This is a genomic window from Variovorax sp. PBL-H6, from assembly GCF_901827155.1.
Lineage (GTDB): Bacteria > Pseudomonadota > Gammaproteobacteria > Burkholderiales > Burkholderiaceae_C > Variovorax.
The window spans coordinates 4,042,743-4,065,687 of record NZ_LR594659.1 but is presented as its reverse complement, the minus strand read 5'-3'; the positions used below and the strand labels follow the sequence as shown (position 1 = coordinate 4,065,687).

19 protein-coding genes are annotated in these 22,945 nt (G+C 67.4%); 16 read left to right on the top strand and 3 right to left on the bottom strand.

What is annotated here, in order from left to right; all coding sequences use genetic code 11:
* Positions 1–33: 33 nt before the first annotated feature.
* Positions 34–432 carry an OsmC family protein gene (locus G3W89_RS19260; protein ID WP_162575685.1) on the bottom strand — a complete coding sequence of 133 codons (399 nt, stop codon included), beginning with the start codon at positions 430–432 and terminating at the stop codon, positions 34–36.
* A 29-nt stretch (positions 433–461) separates the two neighbouring features.
* On the opposite strand from G3W89_RS19260, the gene G3W89_RS19255 reads away from it, so the two are divergent.
* The 6 genes from G3W89_RS19255 to G3W89_RS19230 all read left to right on the top strand — a co-directional run bounded on the left by G3W89_RS19255 (position 462) and on the right by G3W89_RS19230 (position 10,211).
* The gene (locus G3W89_RS19255) at positions 462–2,486 is read left to right on the top strand and encodes a propionate--CoA ligase (protein WP_332107447.1); all 2,025 of its coding nucleotides are present in this window, start codon (positions 462–464) and stop codon (positions 2,484–2,486) included.
* 185 nt (positions 2,487–2,671) lie between these two features.
* The gene (locus G3W89_RS19250; RefSeq protein ID WP_162575684.1) at positions 2,672–5,551 is read left to right on the top strand and encodes a 2-oxoglutarate dehydrogenase E1 component; all 2,880 of its coding nucleotides are present in this window, start codon (positions 2,672–2,674) and stop codon (positions 5,549–5,551) included.
* 42 nt (positions 5,552–5,593) lie between these two features.
* Positions 5,594–6,871, top strand: a complete 1,278-nt coding sequence (gene odhB / locus G3W89_RS19245; protein WP_162575683.1) for a 2-oxoglutarate dehydrogenase complex dihydrolipoyllysine-residue succinyltransferase — start codon at positions 5,594–5,596, stop codon at positions 6,869–6,871.
* 166 nt (positions 6,872–7,037) lie between these two features.
* Positions 7,038–8,468 carry a dihydrolipoyl dehydrogenase gene (lpdA, locus tag G3W89_RS19240; RefSeq protein WP_162575682.1) on the top strand — a complete coding sequence of 477 codons (1,431 nt, stop codon included), beginning with the start codon at positions 7,038–7,040 and terminating at the stop codon, positions 8,466–8,468.
* Between the two features lie 4 nt (positions 8,469–8,472).
* Positions 8,473–9,570, top strand: a complete 1,098-nt coding sequence (zapE, locus tag G3W89_RS19235) for a cell division protein ZapE (RefSeq protein WP_162575681.1) — start codon at positions 8,473–8,475, stop codon at positions 9,568–9,570.
* Between the two features lie 20 nt (positions 9,571–9,590).
* Positions 9,591–10,211 (top strand): hypothetical protein, encoded by a 621-nt coding sequence (locus tag G3W89_RS19230; RefSeq protein WP_232076634.1) that lies wholly within the window; start codon positions 9,591–9,593, stop codon positions 10,209–10,211.
* 18 nt (positions 10,212–10,229) lie between these two features.
* Here the strand turns inward: G3W89_RS19230 and G3W89_RS19225 are convergent, their stop codons facing one another.
* Positions 10,230–11,045: a PP2C family protein-serine/threonine phosphatase gene (locus G3W89_RS19225; RefSeq protein ID WP_162575679.1), complete on the bottom strand. Its 816-nt coding sequence runs from the start codon at positions 11,043–11,045 to the stop codon at positions 10,230–10,232.
* A gap of 89 nt (positions 11,046–11,134) precedes the next feature.
* Between G3W89_RS19225 and G3W89_RS19220 the strand changes: the two genes are divergently transcribed.
* Both G3W89_RS19220 and G3W89_RS19215 read left to right on the top strand, forming a co-directional pair.
* The gene (locus tag G3W89_RS19220) at positions 11,135–11,341 is read left to right on the top strand and encodes a DUF465 domain-containing protein (protein ID WP_162575678.1); all 207 of its coding nucleotides are present in this window, start codon (positions 11,135–11,137) and stop codon (positions 11,339–11,341) included.
* Complete coding sequence (locus G3W89_RS19215) at positions 11,341–13,422, top strand: ATP-dependent DNA helicase (RefSeq protein WP_162575677.1); 2,082 nt, start codon at positions 11,341–11,343, stop codon at positions 13,420–13,422. Before G3W89_RS19220 ends, G3W89_RS19215 begins: the two co-directional genes overlap by 1 nt.
* 36 nt (positions 13,423–13,458) lie before the next feature.
* Here G3W89_RS19215 and G3W89_RS19210 read toward each other — a convergent pair whose 3' ends face one another.
* Complete coding sequence (locus G3W89_RS19210) at positions 13,459–14,268, bottom strand: outer membrane protein assembly factor BamD (RefSeq protein ID WP_162575676.1); 810 nt, start codon at positions 14,266–14,268, stop codon at positions 13,459–13,461.
* A 14-nt stretch (positions 14,269–14,282) separates the two neighbouring features.
* Here G3W89_RS19210 and G3W89_RS19205 point away from each other — a divergent pair, with 14 nt between their 5' ends.
* The 8 genes from G3W89_RS19205 to ispG all read left to right on the top strand — a co-directional run bounded on the left by G3W89_RS19205 (position 14,283) and on the right by ispG (position 22,933).
* The gene (locus tag G3W89_RS19205) at positions 14,283–15,308 is read left to right on the top strand and encodes an RluA family pseudouridine synthase (RefSeq protein ID WP_232076632.1); all 1,026 of its coding nucleotides are present in this window, start codon (positions 14,283–14,285) and stop codon (positions 15,306–15,308) included.
* A 128-nt stretch (positions 15,309–15,436) separates the two neighbouring features.
* Positions 15,437–16,402: an SMC-Scp complex subunit ScpB gene (gene scpB, locus G3W89_RS19200; RefSeq protein ID WP_162575674.1), complete on the top strand. Its 966-nt coding sequence runs from the start codon at positions 15,437–15,439 to the stop codon at positions 16,400–16,402.
* Positions 16,399–18,135: a pseudouridine synthase gene (locus tag G3W89_RS19195; protein WP_162575673.1), complete on the top strand. Its 1,737-nt coding sequence runs from the start codon at positions 16,399–16,401 to the stop codon at positions 18,133–18,135. Before scpB ends, G3W89_RS19195 begins: the two co-directional genes overlap by 4 nt.
* 150 nt (positions 18,136–18,285) lie before the next feature.
* Complete coding sequence (ndk, locus tag G3W89_RS19190; RefSeq protein WP_162575672.1) at positions 18,286–18,705, top strand: nucleoside-diphosphate kinase; 420 nt, start codon at positions 18,286–18,288, stop codon at positions 18,703–18,705.
* A gap of 21 nt (positions 18,706–18,726) precedes the next feature.
* On the top strand, positions 18,727–19,857 hold the full coding sequence (gene rlmN, locus G3W89_RS19185; protein WP_162575671.1) for a 23S rRNA (adenine(2503)-C(2))-methyltransferase RlmN: 1,131 nt from the start codon (positions 18,727–18,729) through the stop codon (positions 19,855–19,857).
* Between the two features lie 34 nt (positions 19,858–19,891).
* Positions 19,892–20,722, top strand: coding sequence for a type IV pilus biogenesis/stability protein PilW (pilW, locus tag G3W89_RS19180; RefSeq protein ID WP_162575670.1), 831 nt, complete (start codon positions 19,892–19,894; stop codon positions 20,720–20,722).
* Positions 20,715–21,638 (top strand): helix-turn-helix domain-containing protein, encoded by a 924-nt coding sequence (locus tag G3W89_RS19175; protein WP_162575669.1) that lies wholly within the window; start codon positions 20,715–20,717, stop codon positions 21,636–21,638. Before pilW ends, G3W89_RS19175 begins: the two co-directional genes overlap by 8 nt.
* Positions 21,638–22,933 (top strand): flavodoxin-dependent (E)-4-hydroxy-3-methylbut-2-enyl-diphosphate synthase, encoded by a 1,296-nt coding sequence (gene ispG / locus G3W89_RS19170; RefSeq protein ID WP_162577551.1) that lies wholly within the window; start codon positions 21,638–21,640, stop codon positions 22,931–22,933. The genes G3W89_RS19175 and ispG overlap by 1 nt, the downstream gene beginning before the upstream one ends.
* Positions 22,934–22,945 lie beyond the last annotated feature (12 nt).

Sequence of the window (22,945 nt, the reverse complement as noted above, 5' to 3'; positions counted from 1 at the left end):
AGTTGGGCTGCGCGCATCAGGATCCGACGCGGATCAGGTCCAGTCGGTGGTGATCTCGGTCTTGACTTCGCTCATGAGCCTGTGTAGCGGACACTTGCCGGCGACCCGGAGCAACTCGGCCCTTTGCGCATCGCTCAGGTCGCCTGTCACGCGCAGCGAGGTCTTCAGGCGATAGGTGCCTTGGCGCTCCTCGCTGTCGTCGCGGTCGACGGTGACTTCGACGTCTTCCAGCGGCATGCCCTTGCGTTGGGCATAGACCACCATGGTCAGGGCCTTGCAGGCGGCGAGCGCCGCGTCGTACAGGTCGTGGGGCGTCGGGCCCGCGTCCGTGCCGCCTGCGCCGGGCCCCGGGTCGACCGGAAACTCGTGTGCGCGAATCTTGACGATGTGCCGGGTGCCTGCAATGCCGTCGCGCCGGACCGTGATGCTCATGGAAAGCTCCTCTGCTGAATAAGCGGATTGTGTCAGCCGTGTCCGCGCTTGCGGCGTCAGCTTCCAGCAAGCGATCGGCTCATACTAGTGAATCCCAGTTCCGCCCTGGACCCGAACCTCACCCGGAGACAAAGATCATGAGCCGATATGCAGAGTTCCATCGTCGTTCCATCGACGAGCCGGAGGCGTTCTGGGCCGAGCAGGCCGAACTCATCGATTGGCAGACGCCGCCCCGCCAGATCCTCGACGCCGGCCAGGCCCCCTTCGTGCAATGGTTCGCGGGCGGAACCACCAATCTCTGCCACAACGCGGTCGATCGCCATCTCGCCACGCGTGGCGACCAGCCGGCGCTGATCGCGGTCTCGACCGAGACGGGCATGGAGAGGAGCTACAGCTTCAGGGAGCTGCATGCCGAGGTACAGCGCGTCGCGGCTTCGCTGATGGAACTCGGTATCGGCAAGGGCGATCGCGTGCTGATCTACATGCCGATGATTCCCGAGGCGGCCTTCACCATGCTCGCCTGCGCGCGGCTGGGCGCGATCCACTGCGTGGTGTTCGGCGGCTTCGCCAGTGCATCGCTGGCTTCGCGCATCGAGGATGCGACGCCCAAGGTCGTCGTCAGCGCCGACGCGGGGTCGCGCGGCGGAAAGGTGATCGCATACAAGCCGCTGCTGGATGAAGCGATCCGCCTCTCCGGGCACAAGCCGGATGCAGTGCTGCTGTTCGACCGCGGACTCGCGCCCATGGCGCCGATCGAGGGCCGCGACCACTCGGCAGCCCGGCTGATGGAGAAGCACCGCGACGCCCAGGTGCCCTGTACGTGGCTCGACGCCACCGACATCAGCTACATCATCTACACCAGCGGCACCACCGGCCGGCCCAAGGGCGTGCAGCGCGACACGGGTGGCTATGCGGTGGCGCTGGCGGCAAGCATGAAGTACATCTTCGATGGCAGGGCGGGCGAGACCTACTTCTCGACCAGCGATATCGGCTGGGTGGTGGGGCACAGCTACATCGTCTACGGACCGCTGATTGCAGGCATGGCGACCATCATGTACGAGGGCCTGCCCACGCAGGGGCTCGACCGGCAGCCCGACGGCGGCATCTGGTGGCAACTGGTCGAGAAGTACAAGGTCACCGCGATGTTCAGCGCACCGACTGCAGTGCGCGTACTCAAGAAGCAGGATGCGGCATTGCTCAAGAAGTACGACCTGTCGAGCCTGCGCGCGCTCTTCCTGGCCGGGGAGCCGCTCGACGAGCCGACGGCGCGCTGGATCAGCGACGGCCTGGGGGTGCCGATCATCGACAACTACTGGCAGACCGAGTCGGGCTGGCCGATCCTCACCGTGGCCAATGGCGTGGAACGCACGCCCAGCAAGTTCGGCAGCCCGGGCGTGGCGATGTACGGCTACAAGATCAAGATCCTGGACGAGACCACCGGCAAGGAGCTGGAGGGCGCCAACGAGAAAGGCGTCGTCGTGATCGAGGGCCCGACGCCGCCGGGCTTCATGCAGACAGTGTGGCGCGACGACGAGCGCTTCGTCGACACCTACTGGAAGTCTGTCCCGGGCAAGCTGGTCTACTCCACCTTCGACTGGGGCATCCGCGACGAGGAGGGCTACTACTACATCCTCGGCCGCACCGACGATGTGATCAACGTCGCCGGCCACCGCCTCGGCACGCGCGAGATCGAGGAGAGCATTTCGGGGCACGCCAAGGTCGCGGAAGTCGCGGTGGTCGGCGTGGCCGATGCGCTCAAGGGGCAGGTGGCAAACGCCTTCGTGGTGCCGAAGGACGGGTCCGTGCTCGGCGATGCCCAGGCGGCCCTGTCGCTGGAAGGGGAAATCATGAAGCAGGTGGCCGACCAGCTTGGCGCCCTGGCCCGGCCCGCACGCGTCCTCTTCGTCGGCGCACTGCCGAAGACGCGCAGCGGAAAGCTGCTGCGGCGCGCGATCCAGGCCGTGTGCGAGGGGCGCGATGCGGGTGACCTGACCACCATCGAGGACCCGGGGGCCCTCCAGCAGATCAGGCAGTCGCTCGCTCCGAAGGGGTAGCCTCTCCTTTGGCAGGCAGGGCTTGCGCTGGCGCCTTCTGCCGTCACATAGTGGCCATGGCACAATGCCCAGGTACTCCGGCCCTTCCCCAGCCACAGTCGCATCCGCCAACCGGTTCAGCCGTGTCGCGGAAGGTTTCTCAAACCAGCTAATGCTTCCCACAGGGAAGCGAAGGTCAGCGCAACATGAGCGATTCGACGTCCTCCGCGTCCATCTATCACGCCTACCAAGGCAACACCTACCTCTTCGGCGGCAATGCGCCATACGTCGAAGAGATGTACGAGAACTATCTGGCCCACCCGGGCAGCGTGCCGGACAACTGGCGCTCCTACTTCGATGCGCTGCAGAACGTGCCGGCCACCGATGGCAGCACCACCCGCGACGTTCCGCATCAGCCCGTCATCAACGCCTTTGCCGAGCGCGCCAAGCAGGGCACGACCAAGGTGGTGCAGGCCAGCGGAGCCGATTCCGAGCTCGGCCGTCAGCGTACGGCGGTCCAGCAGCTGATCGCCGCCTATCGCAACGTCGGCGCGCGCTGGGCCGACCTCGATCCGCTCAAGCGCACCGAGCGCCCCGCGATTCCCGAGCTGGAGCCCTCGTTCTACGGCTTCACCGATGGCGACCTCGAGACGGTGTTCAACACGAGCAACACCTTCTTCGGCAAAGACACGATGTCGCTGCGCGACCTGCTCAACGCGCTGCGCGAGACCTACTGCGGCACGATCGGCGCCGAGTACATGTACATGACCGACCAGGGGCAGAAGCGCTGGTGGCAGCAGCGGCTCGAAAGCGCGCGGACCAACCCCAAGTTGAGCACCGACGAGAAAAAGCGCGTCCTCGAGCGCCTGACGGCCGCCGAGGGCCTGGAGCGCTTCCTCCACACCAAGTACGTCGGCCAGAAGCGCTTCTCGCTCGAAGGCGGCGAGAGCTTCATCGTTTCGATGGACGAGCTGATCAGCCAGGCGGGCATCAAGGGCGTGCAGGAGATCGTGATCGGCATGGCCCACCGCGGCCGCCTCAACGTGCTGGTCAATTCGCTCGGCAAGATGCCGGCCGACCTGTTCGCCGAGTTCGACCACACCGCGCCCGAGGAGCTGCCGAGCGGCGACGTCAAGTACCACCAGGGTTTCAGCTCCGACGTCTCGACGCCCGGCGGCCCGGTTCACCTGAGCCTGGCCTTCAATCCCTCGCACCTCGAGATCGTGAATCCGGTGGTCGAAGGCTCGGTACGCGCCCGCATGGACCGGCGCGCCGATCCGCTGGGCAAGCAGGTGCTGCCGGTGATCGTGCATGGCGATGCCGCCTTCGCGGGGCAGGGCGTGGTGATGGAAACACTGGCGCTGGCCGAAACCCGCGGCTACTCCACGGGCGGCACGGTGCACATCGTGATCAACAACCAGATCGGCTTCACCACCAGCGATCCGCGCGACAGCCGCTCGACGCTGTATTGCACCGACATCGTCAAGATGATCGAGGCGCCTGTGCTGCACGTGAACGGCGACGACCCCGAAGCCGTGGTGCTGGCGACCCAGCTGGCCCTGGAGTTCCGCATGGAGTTCCAGAAGGACGTGGTGGTCGACATCGTCTGCTTCCGCAAGCTGGGCCACAACGAGCAGGACACCCCTTCGCTCACCCAGCCGTTGATGTACAAGAAGATCGCGGCCCACCCCGGCACGCGCAGGCTCTACGCCGACAAGCTTGCAACGCAAGGCCTCGGCGACACGCTCGGCGACGACCTGGTGAAGGCGCAGCGGGCCGCGTTCGACGCCGGCAAGAACACCTCGGACCCCGTGCTGACCAACTTCAAGAGCAAGTACGCGGTCGACTGGAGTCCCTTCCTCAACAAGAAGTGGACCGACGCCGGCGACACCGCCATTCCGATGGCGGAGTGGAAGCGCCTTGCCGAGCGCATCACCAAGGCGCCCGATAACTTCACCGTGCACCCGCTGGTGAAGAAGGTGCTGGACGACCGGGCGGCCATGGGCCGGGGCGAGATCAATGTCGACTGGGGCCTGGGCGAGCACATGGCCTTCGCCTCGCTGGTGGCCAGCGGCTATCCGGTGCGCCTTTCGGGCGAAGACAGCGGCCGCGGCACCTTCACCCACCGCCATGCCGTGCTGCACGACCAGAACCGCGAGAAGTTCGATGTAGGCACCTACGTTCCGCTGCAGAACGTGGCAGACAACCAGGCGCCCTTCGTCGTCATCGACTCCATCCTGTCGGAAGAGGCGGTGCTGGCCTTCGAATACGGCTATGCCTCGAACGACCCCAACACGCTGGTGATCTGGGAGGCGCAGTTCGGCGACTTCGCCAACGGCGCGCAGGTCGTGATCGACCAGTTCATCGCTTCGGGCGAGGTGAAGTGGGGCCGCGTCAACGGCATCACCCTGATGCTGCCGCACGGCTACGAAGGGCAGGGCCCCGAGCACAGCTCGGCGCGCCTGGAGCGCTTCATGCAGCTGTCGGCCGACACCAACATGCAGGTCGTGCAGCCCACCACCGCGAGCCAGATCTTCCACGTGCTGCGCCGCCAGATGGTGCGCAGCCTGCGCAAGCCGCTGATCATCATGACGCCGAAGTCGCTGCTGCGGAACAAGGACGCGACCTCGCCGCTGTCGGAGTTCACCAAGGGCAGCTTCCAGACCGTCATTCCCGACAGCAAGGACCTGAAGGCCGACAAGGTCAAGCGCGTGATCGCCTGCTCGGGCAAGGTCTACTACGACCTGGCGAAGAAGCGCGAGGAGAAGGGCACCGACGACGTGGCGATCATCCGCGTCGAGCAACTCTATCCCTTCCCGCACAAGGCCTTCAGCGCCGAACTGAAGAAGTACCCGAATCTCGTCGACGTGGTGTGGTCGCAGGACGAGCCGCAGAACCAGGGCGCCTGGTTCTTCGTGCAGCACAACATCCACGAGAACCTGCAGGAAGGCCAGAAGCTCGGCTACTCGGGTCGCGCCGCCTCGGCGTCGCCCGCGGTCGGCTACTCGCACCTGCACCAGGAGCAGCAGAAGGCGCTGGTCGACGGCGCCTTCGCCAAGCTCAAGGGCTTCGTGCTGACCAAGTAAAACAACCTCACTCAAGAAACACGAAGCGGAGCGAATCCAAAAATGTCTATCGTTGAAGTCAAAGTTCCCCAGTTGTCCGAATCGGTGGCCGAGGCCACGATGCTGCAATGGAAGAAGAAGCCCGGTGAAGCCGTCGCGATCGATGAAATCCTGATCGAGATCGAGACCGACAAGGTCGTGCTGGAGGTGCCGGCACCTTCCGCCGGCGTGCTGGCCGAGATCGTCGCCGGCGACGGCGCCACAGTCGTTGCCGAGCAGGTGATCGCGAAGATCGACACCGACGCCAAGGCCGCCGCGGCTTCGCCTGCCGCGGCTGCGCCAGCACCTGCGGCGGCTGCCCCGGCGGCGGCACCCGCAGCCGCAGCAACCGCTGCCACGGCCGGCTCGAAGTCCGACGTTGCCATGCCGGCGGCCGCCAAGCTGCTGGCCGACAACAAGCTGACGACCGGCGACGTGAGCGGCACCGGCAAGGACGGCCGCGTTACCAAGGGCGACGTGCTGGGCGCGGTCGCGGGCGGCGCCACCGCCAAGGTCGCCGCGCCGGTCGCGATACCCACAGGCGCTCCCAAGGCTGCGCTGCCGCAGGTCGCCTCTCCGGCCGCGGCACCGGATCTCGGCGAGCGTCCGGAAGAGCGCGTGCCGATGAGCCGCCTGCGCGCGCGTATCGCCGAGCGCCTGCTGCAGTCGCAGTCCACCAACGCCATCCTGACCACTTTCAACGAGGTCAACATGGCGCCCGTGATGGAGATGCGCAAGCGCTACCAGGAGAAGTTCGAGAAGGAGCACGGCGTGAAGATCGGCTTCATGAGCTTCTTCGTGAAGGCGGCGGTGCATGCGCTCAAGAAGTACCCGGTGATCAACGCCTCCGTCGACGGGAACGACATCGTCTACCACGGCTACTTCGACATCGGCATCGCGGTGGGTTCGCCGCGCGGCCTGGTGGTGCCGATCTTGCGTAATGCCGACCAGATGAGCTTTGCGGACATCGAGAAGAAGATCGCCGAGTACGGCCAGAAGGCCAAGGACGGCAAGCTGGGCATCGAGGAGATGACCGGCGGCACCTTCTCCATCTCCAACGGCGGCGTGTTCGGCTCGATGCTGTCGACGCCCATCATCAACCCGCCGCAGTCGGCCATTCTTGGCGTGCACGCCACCAAGGACCGTGCCGTGGTCGAGAACGGGCAGGTCGTCGTGCGGCCAATGAACTATCTCGCGATGTCCTATGACCACCGCATCATCGACGGCCGCGAGGCCGTGCTGGGCCTGGTCGCCATGAAGGAGGCGCTCGAAGACCCCGCTCGCCTGCTGTTCGATATTTGACCCACCCCCGTTGCTTGCTCACTTCGTGTAGCCGCCTCCCCCCTCAAGGGGGCAACCCCAGCGGCCCGGCAAAGCCGGTTCCGCGGGGTCTCCCGAACGGGCCTCGCTGCGCTTGCCGTGTGTGATCCGGGGCGACGGACGCGAACAACTTCTGAAAGAAAAATCAATGGCCAACAAGCAATTCGACGTCATCGTCATCGGTGGCGGCCCCGGCGGCTACGTCGCGGCCATCCGCGCAGCGCAGCTCGGCTTCAACGTCGCCTGCATCGACGAGTGGAAGAACGGCAAGGGCGGCCCCGCCCTGGGCGGCACCTGCACCAACATCGGCTGCATTCCCTCGAAGGCGCTGCTGCAGTCCTCCGAACATTTCGAGCATGCGGGCAAGCACTTTGCCGACCACGGCATCAAGGTCGAAGGCCTGGGCCTGGACATCGACAAGATGCTGGGCCGCAAGGATGCGGTCGTGAAGCAGAACAACGACGGCATCACCTACCTGTTCAAGAAGAACAAGATCACCTTCTTCCACGGCCGAGGCGCCTTTGCGAAGGCATCCGGCGCGGGCTACGAGCTGAAGGTGACCGGCGCGGCCGAGGAGACCATCGAAGGCAAGCACATCATCGTGGCGACGGGCTCCAACCCGCGCGCGCTGCCGGGCGCCGACTTCGACGAGGAGAGCATCCTCTCGAACGACGGCGCGCTGCGCATCCCCTCGGTGCCGAAGAAGCTGGGCCTGATCGGCTCCGGCGTGATCGGGCTCGAGATGGGTTCGGTCTGGCGCCGGCTGGGCTCGGAGGTCACCGTGCTCGAGGCGCTACCGACCTTCCTGGGCGCGGTGGACGAGCAGATCGCCAAGGAGGCGCACAAGGCCTTCGTCAAGCAGGGCCTGAAAATCGAGCTCGGCGTCAAGGTGGGCGAAGTCAAGTCCGGCAAGAAGGGCGTGACGGTTGCGTGGACCAATGCCAAGGGCGAGGCTCAGACGCTGGAGGTCGACAAGCTGATCGTCTCGATCGGCCGGGTGCCCAACACCATCGGCCTCAACCCCGAGGCGGTGGGCTTGAAGCTCGACGAGCGCGGCGCGATCTTGGTCGACGACGAGTGCCGGACCAGCCTGCCCAATGTGTGGGCCATCGGCGACGTGGTGCGCGGCCCGATGCTCGCGCACAAGGCGGAAGAGGAAGGCGTGGCGGTGGCGGAGCGCATCGCGGGCCAGCATGGCCACGTGAACTTCAACACCATTCCGTGGGTGATCTACACCTCGCCCGAGATTGCCTGGGTCGGCCAGACGGAGCAGCAGCTCAAGGCCGAGGGGCGCGCCTACAAGGCCGGCACCTTCCCCTTCCTGGCCAACGGGCGTGCCCGCGCGCTGGGCGACACCACCGGCATGGTCAAGTTCCTGGCCGATGCGACGACCGACGAGATCCTCGGCGTCCACATCGTCGGCCCGATGGCCAGCGAGCTGATCTCCGAGGCCGTCGTGGCGATGGAGTTCAAGGCCAGCGCCGAGGACATCGCGCGCATCTGCCATGCGCATCCCTCGCTCTCCGAAGCGACGAAGGAAGCGGCGCTCGCGGTGGACAAGCGCACGCTTAACTTCTGACCCCTTGAGCGTCAAACAGGCCTACGAAGCGGAGCTGGTTGCGCGGGGGTACCAGAGCGACCCCGCGCAGCTGCGCGCCGTGGAGGCGCTCGACCGCTGCGCCAGCGAATGGGCGGCGTACAAATCGCAGCGCTCCAACGCCTTCAAGAAGCTCATCAACCGGCCCGAGATTCCGCGCGGCGTCTACATGTACGGTGGGGTAGGGCGCGGCAAGAGCTTCCTGATGGACTGCTTCTTCAATGCAGTGCCGCTGCGGCGCAAGACGCGGCTGCACTTCCACGAGTTCATGCGCGAGGTGCACCGCGAGCTGACCGAACTGCAAGGCACGGTCAACCCGCTGGACGAGCTTGGCCGCCGAATCGCCAAGCGCTACAAGCTGATCTGCTTCGACGAGTTCCACGTCGCGGACATCACCGACGCGATGATCCTGCACCGGCTGCTCGTGGCGCTGTTCGACAACGACGTCGGCTTCGTGACCACCTCCAACTTCAGGCCCGACGACCTCTATCCGGGCGGCCTGCACCGCGACCGCATCTTGCCCGCGATCGAGCTGCTCAACCAGCGCCTCGAAGTGGTCAACGTGGACAACGGCACCGACTATCGCCGCCGCACGCTGGAGCAGGTCAAGCTCTACCTCACGCCGAACGGCGCGGCGGCCGACAAGGAGATGCGCCACGCCTTCGAGCGCCTCGCCGAGAGCGCCGACGAAAACCCGGTGCTGCACATCGAAGCCCGCGAGATCCATGCGCGACGCAAGGCCGGTGGCGTGGTCTGGTTCGACTTCAAGACCCTGTGCGGCGGCCCCCGCTCGCAGAACGACTATCTCGAGATCGCCAGTCAGTTCCACACGGTTCTGCTGTCCGACGTGCCCCACATGCCGGTGCGAATGGCCTCCGAAGCACGTCGTTTCACATGGCTGATCGACGTGTTCTACGATCGGCGAGTGAAACTCATCATGTCGGCCGAGGTTCCCCCCGAGGCCCTGTACACCGAAGGGCCCCTGGCCCACGAGTTCCCGCGCACCGTCTCGAGGCTCAACGAGATGCGGTCGACCGAGTTCCTGGCGCAGGAGCGACGCATCGTGGACACCCGTCTCACATGAATAAGCTGCTCTTTTCCCTGATGATCGTCCTCGGCGCCGCGCCTCTATGGGCGCAGACCACCGCCACCAGCGGTGACGCGGATTTCGCGGCCGAGCGCGCGCGCCTGGAGCAGGAGCGCAAGACGGTCGATGAGCGCTTCGCCTCCGAACAGGCCGCCTGCTACCAGAAGTTCGCCGTCCAGGGCTGCCTGGACGACAGCCGTCGCCGCCGCAGGGAGGACACCGAGAACATCAAGCGACAGGAGGCGGCGATGAACGACATCGAGCGCAAGCGGCGCGGCGCGGCCGCGCTCGATCGGCTCGAGGACAAGAAGGCGAACCCGCGCGCCCAGGATACGGCAGCGGAGCGGGAGAAATCGCTGAAGTCCCAGCAGGAGCGCGAGCAGCGCGCCGCGGACCATGCGCAGGACCGCGCCCGCCTCGCCTCCGAAGAGGCCGAAAAGCGGCGCCAGTCCGAAGACAGGCAGCGGGCGCACGCCGAGGAGCAGGCCAAGGCTGCGAGCCGGCGCGCCGAAGGCCCGGCCAATCGCGAGGCCCACGAGCGCAGGCTCGAACGGGCGGAGCAGCATCGCCGCGATCGCGAGCGGCGCAACGCCGAGAACACCAAGCCGCGCTCGGCGCCGCTTCCAGCGGCACCCTGAAGGCCGGCGCGCAAGAGTTCAGTCTTCTTCCGCCTCGTGCGGGTCGGGGAGGGCTTCGAGCTTGAGGATGGCCAGCGAAATGTTGTCGCCGGTCCCGCGGGCCCGCTTGCGTGCCTCGGCCACCAGCAGCTCCGCGGCGCTGCGCGGGGATTGCTCAGCCAGCACGCGCCCCATTTCCTCCTGCGTGAAGTAGTGCCAGAGCCCGTCGCTGCAGGCCAACAGCAGATCGTCTGGCTCCAGCTTGGGGACGAGGTGGATCTCGACAGGCGGAGGCATGGACTTCATGCCGAGGCAGCCGAGCAGGATGTTGCTTTGGGGGTGGATGTTGGCTTCCGCCTCGCTGATCTCGCCGCGGTCGACCAGCGCCTGCACGTAGGAGTGGTCCTTGGTGCGCTTGACCAGCTGGCCGCGCCGGAAGTGATAGATGCGCGAGTCGCCGGCATGGATCCAGGCGCAGTCGCCCTCAGGGTTCATGAGGAAGGCGGCCAGGGTGCTGTGCGGCTCCTGCTCGCTGGAGAGGGCGGTCAGTTTGATGACGGTGTTGGCGTCCTCGAGCAGCTGCCGCAGCACGTGCACCGCTTCGTCGCGTCCCGGCTTGTAGCGGGCGAACAGCTGGCGCGCTGTCATCAGCACCTGGTCAGAGGCCTTGCGTCCGCCGCTGCGGCCCCCCATCCCGTCGGCGATCACGCCGAGCACGCAGCCCGCCGCCCGCGGGTGGTTCATCACCAGGACCTGGTCCTGCTGGTACGGGCGGTCGCCCTTGTGGAGGCCGGTCGCGGCTGCGAGCCGAAAGCCTCGGGTCGGGGGCGCGACTGTGCTGGCGGAGTCCTGCATGGGGCCTGGCGGGTGGGAACGAGGACGTACATTATCGAGTCAACCCGAGCGAAGCCGGAAAGCACTCCGTCACGCATTCGCATCATCCCTTGGACCTCAATCTCCACTCCTTCTCTCGCCAGCTGATCGAACTGCGCATGGAGCATGCCGACCTGAATGCCACCATTGACCGGCTCGCAGAGACCCTCGAGCCGCGCGACGATCTGCTGCTGCGTCGACTTAAAAAGAAGCGCCTCTTCCTGCGCGATTGCATCGCGCGGCTGGAGCGGCTGCTCGAACCGCAAGAGCCTGCCTGATGTCGATCGTCGATTGGCCCGAAGACTTCGAGGCGGACGCCGCATCCGAGGAGCCTGTCCGCGCGGCGCGGGAGGAGGGCTACCTGGCGGCGGAAGTCCAGGCCGCCTTCGCCGAGCACGGGGTGCTCTCGCAGGCGGCCGAGCACTTCCGCGAGCGAGAGGGCCAGACCCAGATGGCGTTGGCTGTGGCCCGCGCCATCGACCAGGGCGGCGTGCTGGTGGTGGAGGCAGGCACCGGCGTCGGCAAGACCTTCTCGTACCTGGTACCGGCGCTGCTGAGTGGCGAGCGCGTGCTGCTGTCGACTGCGACCAAGGCCCTGCAGGACCAGCTCTTCGGCCGTGACCTCCCGCGCCTGGTCGAGGCACTGGGCCTGCCGTTGCGCACGGCCCTGCTCAAGGGCCGCGCCAGCTACCTGTGCCTGCACCGGCTCGACCAGGCGCGCCACGACGCAAGCCTGCCCGAGCGCGGCAGCCTGCGCACGCTGGCAAAGATCGAGCAATGGTCCAAGGCCACCCGCACCGGTGACCTCGCCGAGCTGCCGGGCCTGGACGAGCGCTCGCCGCTGATTCCGCTGGTTACCTCCACCCGCGACAACTGCCTGGGCGCGCAGTGCCCGCAGTTCAAGCCTTGCCACGTCAACCTGGCCCGGCGGGAAGCCATGGCCGCCGACGTGGTGGTGATCAACCATCACCTGTTTTTCGCCGACCTCGCCGTGCGCGAATCGGGCATGGCCGAATTGCTGCCGACCGTGCGCGTGGTGGTGTTCGACGAGGCCCACCAGCTCAATGAGACCGGCGTGCAGTTTCTTGGCGTGCAGCTGAGCAGCGGACAGGCGCTGGACTTCGCGCGCGACATGCTGGCGGCTGGCCTGCAGCACGCGCGCGGCCTGGTCGACTGGCAGCAACTGGTTGGAGCGACCGAGCATGCCGCCCGGGAGCTCCGCTTGGCTGCCGGCAAGCAATGGCCAGGGACCAAGCTGCGCTGGGCCGGCCCAGCGCCGGAAGGGGTGCCTGCCGAAGACTGGCAAGCCGCGCTCGATGCGCTGAAGCACGCCTTCGCGGAAGCCGCCCGAGGCCTGGACACAGTGAGCGAACTCTCGCCTGATTTCGTGCGGCTGCACGATCGCGCCGAGCAGCTGGCCGAACGCGCGGCGCGCTTCGCGAAGCCCTGCGCCCCGGAGTCGGTGCGCTGGGTGGACGTGGGCACGCAGCTGAGACTGATCGAGTCGCCGCTGGACATCGCCGAGGCGGTGCGTACGCGGGTCCTCAAGACCGGACAGGGCGATGCGCAGGAGCACGGGCGCGCCTGGGTGTTCACCTCGGCCACGTTGGGCGACGACCCGAAGCTGCGCTGGTTCACCGAGCCCTGCGGCCTCGAGAGCGCCGAAGTGCTGCGCGTGCAGAGTCCCTTCGACTATGCGCGCCAGGCCGCGCTCTACGTCCCGCGTGCGTTTCCCAAGCCGAGCGACCCGACGCACAGCGCGCAGGTGGCGCGGCTCGCCGCCCAGGGGGCAGCCGTGCTGGGCGGGCGCACCCTCGTGCTGACGACCACGTTGCGCGCCCTCCGTACCATTGGCGACGCCATCCGCCAGCACTTCGAGCCCATCGATGCCGCGCGCAGGCCCGAGCTGCTGGTGCAAGGCGAGCTGCCCAAGCGGGTCCTGATGGAGCGCTTCCGCGAGGGTGCCTCGCACGGCCGCGTGGGCTGCGTGCTGGTCGCCTCGGCCTCGTTCTGGGAGGGCTTCGACGCGCCCGGCGACGCTCTGCAGCTGGTGGTCATCGACAAACTACCGTTCCCGCCCCCCAACGATCCACTCGTCGAGGCGCGCTCGCAGCGCCTGGAATCGCAGGGCCGCAGCGCCTTCGGCGACTATTCGCTTCCGGAAGCGGCGGTTGCGCTCAAGCAGGGTGCTGGCCGGCTGATCCGGCGCGAGACCGACCGCGGCGTGCTGGCGATCTGCGATACGCGGCTGGTTGCAATGGGCTACGGGCGCCGGCTGCTGTCCGCCTTGCCGCCGATGCGACGGCTGGAAGACGAGGCCGCCTTCGAGGCGGCGCTGCGCGAGCTCGTCACGCCCTGAAAAAAGGAAAAGGCCCGGATCGGGCCTTTTTTCGCGCTACCAAAGCTTCCACCACGGGTCGTCCTTGCCGCGGAAGCCGCGCGAAAGGTACTCGCTCTGGGGATAGTTGGTGGTCAGCACGCGTTTCGCGTCGTCGCGGAGGTCGGCCATGCCGAGCGCGTCGTACGACTGGACCATGATGTAGAGCGCCTCTTCGAGCGCCGGCACTTCGCGGTAGTCCGCGAGCGCGAGCTGCGCCCGGTTGATCGCGGCCAGGTAGGCACCGCGGCTGTAGTAGTAGCGTGCGACGTGCACCTCGTACTGGGCCAGCGAGTTGACGATGTAGTTCATGCGCTGACGCGCATCGGGCGTGTAGCGTGACCCCGGGAAACGGGTGACCAGTTCCTTGAAGGCCTCGAAGGATTCCTTGGCCGCCTTCTGGTCGCGTTCCGACAGGTCCTGCCGCGTCAGCCAGCCGAACATGCCGAGGTCGTCGTTGAAGTTGATGACGCCCTTGAGATAGAGCGCGTAATCCATCGCCGGACTGGCCGGATGCAGCTTCATGAAGCGGTCGAGGGTCGCGATGGCTGCGGCCTTGTCGCCGGACTTGTATTGTGCGAAGGCCTTGTCCAGTTGCGCCTGCTGCGCGAGGGGCGTGCCGGCGGCGCGCCCCTCGAGCTTTTCGAACAACGGAACCGCCTTGTCGTAGGCACCGGAGTCCGCTTCCTCCTTGGCTTCGGAGTAGATGCGGTTGGGACTCCAGTTCGCGGTCTTGTCGGCCGAGGTCGACGAGCAGCCGGCCACCAGCCATGCGGCCGAGCACAAGGCCAGCCAGGCGGGGACAACCGATAATTTGGCGCGACTCATCAAATCAGGCTTTCGTGAAAACAGTGCCTTCAATTATATCGACCACCCCCCTCGGCGAGCCTCCGGACGGGGTCGAGCACGAGGAGGGCGACGAGCCGACCGAGCCCAGCGAGACCCGCAGCTTCCTCATCCACGAGGCGCAGCACGGGCAGCGCCTCGACCGCGCGCTGGCGGCGCTCGTGCCCGAGTTCTCGCGCAGCTATCTGCAGCAGCTGATCGAGGCAGGCGCGGTCGCGATCCAGCATCGCGTCGCCAACAAGGCCGCCGCGACGGTCCATGCCGGCGAGATCGGCAGCATCGAACTTCGGCCTACGCCGCAGAGCCAGGCCTTCAAAGCGGAGCACATGCCGATCACGGTGGTGCACGAGGACGAGCACCTGCGCATCATCGACAAGCCGGCGGGCCTCGTCGTCCACCCCGCGCCGGGCCATTGGAGCGGTACGCTGCTCAACGGGCTGCTCGCGCTGGACCCGCGGGCCGCGCTGCTGCCGCGCGCGGGCATCGTCCACCGGCTGGACCGCGACACCAGCGGCCTCATGGTGGTGGCCCGCAGCCGCGCAGCGATGGATGCACTCGTGGCGCTCATCGCCGCCCGCGAGGTCAAGCGCCAGTATCTCGCGCTCGCGCACCGCAGCTGGGAGGGGGCTGCCGCGCGCCATGTGGATGCGGCGATCGGGCGCGATCCGCGAAACCGGTTGCGCATGGCCGTCGTCGACTTGCAGCGCCACTCCGGAAAGCCGGCGCGCACACTGATCGAGGCCCTGGACAGCAACGATCGGGGCTGCACCGTGCGCTGCACGCTGGAGACCGGGCGCACGCACCAGATCCGCGTGCACATGGCCTCCATCGGCCATCCGCTGGTGGCGGACACGGTCTATGGCGGCCTCTCCGCCGCGGGGCTGGCGCGGCAGGCGCTGCATGCCTTCAGGCTCGCATTCGTGCATCCGGTCACCGGCGCGCCGATGGAGTTCCTGTGCGCACCGCCTCCCGACCTGGTGCAGGCTATGCAGGCCTGGGGGCTGGATTACAATCGCGCCTGACGGCCCGAGGGCCGCGCCGGCCCTCGATGCCGGCTTCGCTGTCAATCGCCCGAGAGCCGGCAGCGCCTTCTTCCATCCTTCTGAAAAACAAGCGTCTGCAAGGCGCCTTTTCCCGGATACCGCGAACCATGAATACGGCGGATGCCAAGCGCATTCTCGAAACCGCCTTGATCTGTTCGACCCAGCCCTTGCCGGTGCGCGAACTGCGCCTGCTGTTCGATGACGAGCTGGGCGCCGACACGATCAAGTCGCTGTTGCACGAACTGCAGGAAGACTGGTCGCAACGCGGCCTGGAGCTCGTGAGCGTGGCCAACGGCTGGCGTTTCCAGAGCCGTCCCGAGCTGCGCGACCATCTCGACCGCCTGCACCCCGAGAAGCCTCCGCGCTACACGCGCGCCGCGCTGGAGACGCTGGCCATCATCGCCTATCGCCAGCCGGTCACGCGCGGCGACATGGAAGACATCCGCGGTGTCACCATCAACTCGCTGATCCTGAAGCAGCTCGAAGACCGCAACTGGGTCGAGGTCATCGGCCACCGCGAAACGGTGGGCCGCCCGGCGCTCTACGCAACCACGCGCCAGTTCCTCGACGACCTCGGCCTGGAATCGCTCGACCGACTCCCGGTGATCGAGACGCCGGCCCAGCAGGCCAGCCTGGCCGAGGCCCTGGCCCAGGCCGCCGACCGGCAACCCGGCCTGCCGATCGACGAGCCCGCGGCCGAGATCGCTGCCGGCCTGGAGAGCGAGGCCGGTCCCGAGCAGATGCAAGCCGAGGTGCAGCCCGAGGTTGCGCTGCATGTCCAAGATGCGGTCGACGAGGCGCTGTCGACCGAGATGGCACCAGGCGCGGAAGCAGAGGCCGAGGCCCGGGCCGAACCCAGCCGCCAGGCAGAGGGTGAAGCAGGGCCCGCGGCAGAGTCCGAGGTGCAGCCGGAACCCGAATCCCAAGCAGCGCCCGAACTCGAGCCCGACGATGACCTGCAGGCCGCCCCCGCCGTTCCCGAGCTCGAGTCCGAGCTCCAGTCCTCTTCTGGCCATGGCGCGGATGCCGATGAGGAAGACACCCCCGCCGTTCGTTCCGGAACCCGACCATGAGCCCATCCGATCCTGAAGACGCAGCGATGCTGCCGCCCGGACCCGCGTCCGACGAAGAACTGGCGGTGTCCCCCGCGCGGCCGGCCGGAGACGGCGCCGAACCAGCGGGCGAAGCGGCCGCAGAGGCACCTCGCAAGCGTCGGCCGCGCCGCCGCAAGCCAGTCGAGGAGGCGCCGGGCGCGGAGACCGATGAGACCGAAACGCCGGTCGTGCTGGTTGCACAGGACGCGCCAGAAGTGCCAGAAGTGCCAGAAGTGCCAGAAGTGCCAGAAGTGCCAGAAGTGCCAGCCGTAGCTGTCGAAGCACCTCCTGCGGCCGAACCCCAGGCATTCATGGCGGACCGGGTCCGGGATGAGGATGTGGACGTGGACGAAGAAGAAGACCAGGACGAGGAGCCGGACGAGGAGGAAGACGACCTGGATCGCGCCCGCCGCGCTGCCGAGCGCGAGCAGCGCAACGCGCCGCCGCCCGAGCCGATCCGCTTCGTCGATGTCGTCTCGGGCCAGTTCGACGCCGACGAAGACAGCCCCGAGGTGCCGCCGCTCAAGCGTGTGCTGCTGCCCGAAGCCGACTCGCCGAAGCTGCACAAGGTGTTGGCGCAGGCCGGCCTCGGCTCGCGGCTCGAGATGGAACAGCTCATTCTGCAGGGGCGCATCTCGGTCAACAACGAGCCGGCGCACATCGGCCAGCGAATCCAGTTCGGCGATCAGGTCAAGCTCAACGGCAAGCCCATCCGCTATCGCATCGCGCCGCCGCCGGCGCGCGTGATCGCCTACCACAAGCCTGTCGGCGAGGTCGTCACGCACGACGATCCGCAAAACCGCCCCACCGTCTTCCGAAAGTTGCCGCGCCTGCAGCAAGGCAAGTGGCAGTCGGTCGGGCGCCTCGACCTCAACACCGAGGGCTTGCTGCTCTTCACCAGCTCCGGCGAACTGGCCAATCAGTTGATGCATCCGCGCTTCGGCCTGGAGCGCGAGTACGCGGTCCGGGTGCTGGGCGCGCTGAGCAACGACGAAAAGCAGCGCCTGCTGGACGGCGTGCGCCTCGACGACGGCATGGCGCATTTCGGCACGATCGAGGACGGCGGTGGCGAAGGCTCGAACTGCTGGTACCGCGTCACCATCTCCGAGGGCCGCAACCGCGAGGTGCGCCGTCTCTTCGAATCGGTGGGCCACGCGGTCAGCCGCCTGATCCGCATCCGCTACGGCGCCATGGTGCTGCCGCGTGGGCTGAAGCGCGGCGCCTGGATGGAGCTGGACGAGCGAGACATCCGCGCACTGTTCCAGGCAGCAGGAGCGGAGCGCCCCGCACGAGGCGCCCCCGGCCCGAAGGGCAGCGGCCAGGACGGCGGTGGCCGCAACAACCGCAATCGCAAGCGCCGCGGTAACCGCAATGGCGGTGGTGCGCAGGCCGAGGGCCGCGAGCCGCCGATCCCGAATCCGCTGACCAGCGGGCCCAACGCCCGCGGCCGCGGCGGCAATGGCGGCGCGCCGCAGGGGCAGGGACAGGCAAGCCGCAACCGCCAGGGCGGCAAGCGTGACGACCGCGCCCCGGGTGGTGGTGGCGGCAACAGTCAGCCGGATCCGATGAAGACCTCGCTTGGCTACATCGGCGCCGACAGCTTCTCGCGTCAACGCAAGGAGCAGCGCGCGGGGCCCCGCCGCAGCGGCGGAGGAGGGCCTTCGGGCGGCAACTTCGGCGGGCAGGGCGGCGGGCGTCGCCGCGGCCGCTGAATCGCGCAATCAGCAGGGGTTCATTCACGCGCCCGTCACGGGCGGTGATGGCCGCGCCGGTTAAAATCGGAGGCTTTGTCAAGGGAGCGCAGCCTGTCGCTGCGGCTTGACGGAACTCATCGAAATCCAAGCACTCAAGAAAGCACTTCAATGGCCATCGAACGCACCCTCTCCATCATCAAGCCCGACGCCGTGGCGAAGAACGTCATCGGCAAGATCGTCTCCCGCTTCGAGGCCGCCGGCCTCAAGATCGTGGCCGCCAAGTTCGTGCAGCTCTCGCAGGCGGACGCCGAGCAGTTCTACGCCGTGCACAAGGAGCGCCCCTTCTTCAAGGATCTGGTCAGCTTCATGATCTCCGGTCCCGTGTTCGTGCAGGCCCTCGAGGGGGAGGACGCCATCAGCAAGAACCGTGACCTGATGGGCGCCACCGATCCCAAGAAGGCAGCCCCCGGCACCATCCGCGCCGACTTTGCGGACAGCATCGATGCCAACGCCGTCCATGGCTCGGACGCCGCCGAAACCGCGAAGGTCGAGATCGCCTTCTTCTTCCCCGAGCTCAAGGCCCGCTGACGCGGAGCCTCCTTCCGCACAATGACCACAGCCAACCTGCTCGACTTCGATCTCGACGGGCTGGCCGCGTTTTGCGAAAGGCTCGGCGAGAAGCGTTTCCGCGCCACTCAGCTGTTCCGCTGGATCCACCAGCGCGGCGCGAGCGACTTCGCGCAGATGACCGATCTCGCCAAGTCCCTGCGCGAGAAGCTCGCGGGCAGTGCGCACATCGAGGCGCTGCCTGTCATCACCCAGCAGGAATCGGCCGACGGCACCATCAAGTGGCTGTTCGATGTCGGCGATGGCAACGCGGTCGAGGCAGTGTTCATCCCCGAAGACGATCGCGGCACGCTGTGCGTGTCGTCCCAGGCCGGTTGCGCGGTGGGCTGCCGCTTCTGCTCCACCGGCCACCAGGGCTTCAGCCGCAACCTGAGTACCGGCGAGATCGTGGCCCAGCTGTGGTTTGCCGAGCATTTCCTGCGCAAGCATCTCAAACGCAGCCGCGACCAGGATGGGCGCGTCATCTCCAACGTCGTGATGATGGGCATGGGCGAGCCACTGCAGAACTACGCGGCCCTGGTGCCGGCCTTGCGCACCATGCTCGACGACAACGCCTACGGGCTGTCGCGCCGCCGGGTCACGGTGTCGACCTCCGGCGTGGTGCCCATGATCGACCGGCTGGGGACCGATTGCCCCGTGGCACTGGCGGTGTCGCTGCATGCGCCCAACGATGCGCTGCGGGACGACCTGGTGCCCCTCAACCGCAAATACCCGTTGGTCGAACTGCTGGAGGCGTGCCAGCGCTACCTGGCGCATGCGCCGCGCGACTTCATCACCTTCGAGTACTGCATGCTCGACGGTGTGAACGACCAGCCCGAGCATGCACGGCAACTGGTCGAGCTGGTGCGCTCGCAGGGCATCTCCTGCAAGTTCAACCTGATCCCTTTCAACCCCTTCCCGGCCTCCGGCCTGCTGCGCTCGCCGCAGCCGCGCGTGCTCGCCTTCGCCCGGCTCCTGAGCGAAGCCGGCATCGTGACCACGGTGCGCAAGACCCGCGGCGACGACATCGATGCGGCCTGCGGTCAACTGGCCGGCGACGTGAAGGACCGGACCAACGCAGCCGAGCGAATGGCGCAGCGGCGCACCGTGGTGTTGCACCCGGCGCGGGGGTGATTCATATGCCAACAATCCTCGGAGCGATGAAGCAATGATCAAGGCCCCTTCCACCGCGCGGCAGCGGATGATGCGAGCACTCATCGGCCTCGTGGCGGCGTTCCTGTTTGTCGGCTGCGCGACCAAGGATGTCAGCGTGCCGAGTACGGCGGGCAACGCGGGCGGCATCATGACCGACTCGGACGAAGGCAATGCCCGCAAGCGCGCCCGGCTGCGCCTCGAACTGGCCATCGGCTACTTCGAGCAGGGGCAGCCGACGGTGGCGCTGGACGAGATCAAGCAGGCGCTGGCCGCCGATCCCAACTTTCCCGACGCCTACAACCTCCGCGGCCTGATCTACATGCGCCTGGACGATGCAGGCCTGGCCGAGGACAGCTTTCGCCGTGCGATCGCGCTCAACCCGCGCGAGCCCAACACGCTGCACAACTACGGCTGGCTCCTGTGCCAGCAGAACCGCTTTGCCGATGCACAACAGCAGTTCGCGTCGGCCTTGGCCATCTCCACCTACGGCGACCGCGCCAAGACGCTCATGACGCAGGGCGTGTGCCAGCTGCGCGCGGGCCAGCGCCCGGAGGCCGAGCGCAGCCTGATGCAGGCCTACGAGCTCGATGCAGGTAACCCGGTGATCGGCTACAACCTCGCTTCGCTGCTGGCGCAGCGCGAAGACTGGTCGCGCGCGCAGTTCTACATACGCCGCATCAACAACGGCCCCGCCGCCAGCGCCGAGACGCTGTGGCTGGGCATCAAGATCGAGCGCCGTCTTAACAACCGCGACGCGGCCACCCAGCTTGCCGCTCAGCTGCAGCGGCGCTTTCCCCAATCGCGCGAGGCCGTGGCCTATGAGCGCGGAAATTTCAATGATTGAGAAGGCGAGCGAATTCGGGGCCTCGGCTGCAGTACCCCTGGTGACCGGCGACAGCACGCACATGTCGGCAGGCGACATGCTGCGCCAGGCGCGCGAGGCGCACGGCCTGCATCTCGACATGGTGGCCGCTGCGCTCAAGGTGACGCCGCAGAAGCTGGCCGCGCTGGAGTCGGACGATATCGAGGCCTTGCCCGATCCCGTGTTCGCCCGTGCGCTCGCCGCCAGCGTCTGCCGCGCCTTGCGCATCGACCCCGGGCCGGTACTGGCGAAGCTGCCCGGCGCGCAGCCCGCGGGTCTGGCGCATGCCGATCGCACCATGAGCAAGGCCCTGCCGTCCCAAGTGCGCGCCAGCAGGAGCTCGAACGGCCTGCCGTCGCGCCCGCTGCTGATGGCGGTCGGGCTGCTGCTGGTCGGCGCGGGGGTGCTGTTCTGGCTGCCGCAATCGATTTTCGACCGCATCGGCGAGGCGATCTCGCAGTTCAGTGGCCGGGCGAGCAGCAGCAGCGAGACATCGGCGTCTTCGGCACAAGCGCCTGCAGGGCCGCAGGCGGAGGGCACTGTTGCCGAGTCGGTCCAGTCCGCGACTCCGGCTGCTGCAATGGGTCCCGGCGGGGCGCCGGCCACTGTGGCCGTCCCGGCGGTCCAGACCCCGGCGCCTTCTTCTGCCATTGCAACGGATCTGATCGTCTTCGTCGCTCGCGAGGACTCGTGGGTCACGGTGAACGACGGCGGCGGCAAGTCCCTGCTGCGCCGCACGGTGCAGGCCGGCGAAACCGTCGGCCTGAACGGCACCTTGCCCCTTTCGGTGGTCGTTGGCCGTGCTGCTGTCGTGGACGTGCAGGTGCGGGGCAAGGCCGTCGACCTGAAGCCGCTGACGCGCGGCGGCGGGGTGGCGCGTTTCGAGGTGAAGCCATGATGAACGATGACACGGTGACTCCCCAAGACTGCCTGCCCATCGAGTCGGCCGCGCCGCGCCCGCGCCGCTCGCGCCAGGCCAAGGTGGTCTGGGGCCCCCGCACGGTCACGGTGGGCGGCGATGCGCCCGTGAGGGTGCAGTCGATGACCAACACCGACACGGTGGACGCGATCGGCACGGCGATTCAGGTCAAGGATCTGGCGCAGGCCGGCTCGGAGATGGTGCGCATCACGGTCAACACGCCCGAGGCCGCGGCGCAGGTGCCCTACATCCGCGATCAACTCGATCGCATGGGTGTCGACGTGCCGTTGATCGGCGACTTCCACTACAACGGCCACCGCCTGCTGACCGACTTCCCGGCGTGTGCGGAGGCACTCAGCAAGTACCGCATCAATCCCGGCAACGTGGGCAAGGGCGACAAGCGAGACCGCCAGTTCGGCCAGATGATCGATGCCGCCATGCGCTGGAACAAGCCGGTGCGCATCGGCGTCAATTGGGGCAGCCTCGACCAGGAGCTCCTGGCCAGCCTGATGGACGTCAACAGCCGCCGCGCCGAACCCTGGGACGCCAAGCAGGTGATGTACGAGGCGCTGGTGAGCTCGGCCATCGGTTCGGCGCAGCTTGCCGAATCGATGGGCATGGACGGGCGCCAGATCATCCTCAGCTGCAAGGTAAGCGGCGTGCAGGACCTGATCTCGGTCTATCGGGAGCTCGCCAAACGCTGCGACTACGCGCTGCACCTGGGCCTGACCGAGGCGGGCATGGGCACCAAGGGCACGGTGGCCTCGGCAACCGCCCTGTCGATCCTGCTGCAGGAAGGCATCGGCGACACGATTCGCGTGTCGCTGACGCCCCAGCCCGGCGAATCGCGCACACAGGAGGTGGTGATCGCCAACGAGATCCTGCAGGCCTTGGGCCTGCGCGTGTTCGTGCCGAGTGTCACCGCTTGCCCCGGCTGCGGGCGGACCACCAGCACTACCTTCCAGGTGCTGGCCAAGGAGATCGACGATTACCTGCGCATGCAGATGCCGGTCTGGCGCACCAAGTATCCGGGCGTCGAGACGATGAAGGTGGCCGTGATGGGCTGCATCGTCAACGGCCCCGGCGAGAGCAAGCATGCCGACATCGGCATCAGCCTTCCCGGCACCGGCGAGGCGCCGGCCGCGCCGGTCTTCATCGATGGCGAGAAGGCGCTCACGCTGCGCGGCGAGAACATCGCCGCCGAGTTCCATCAACTGGTCGAAAACTACGTCGAGAAACGCTTCGGCGGCGCGCCTGCCGCGCAACCCGCCTGAGCGTCCAAACCC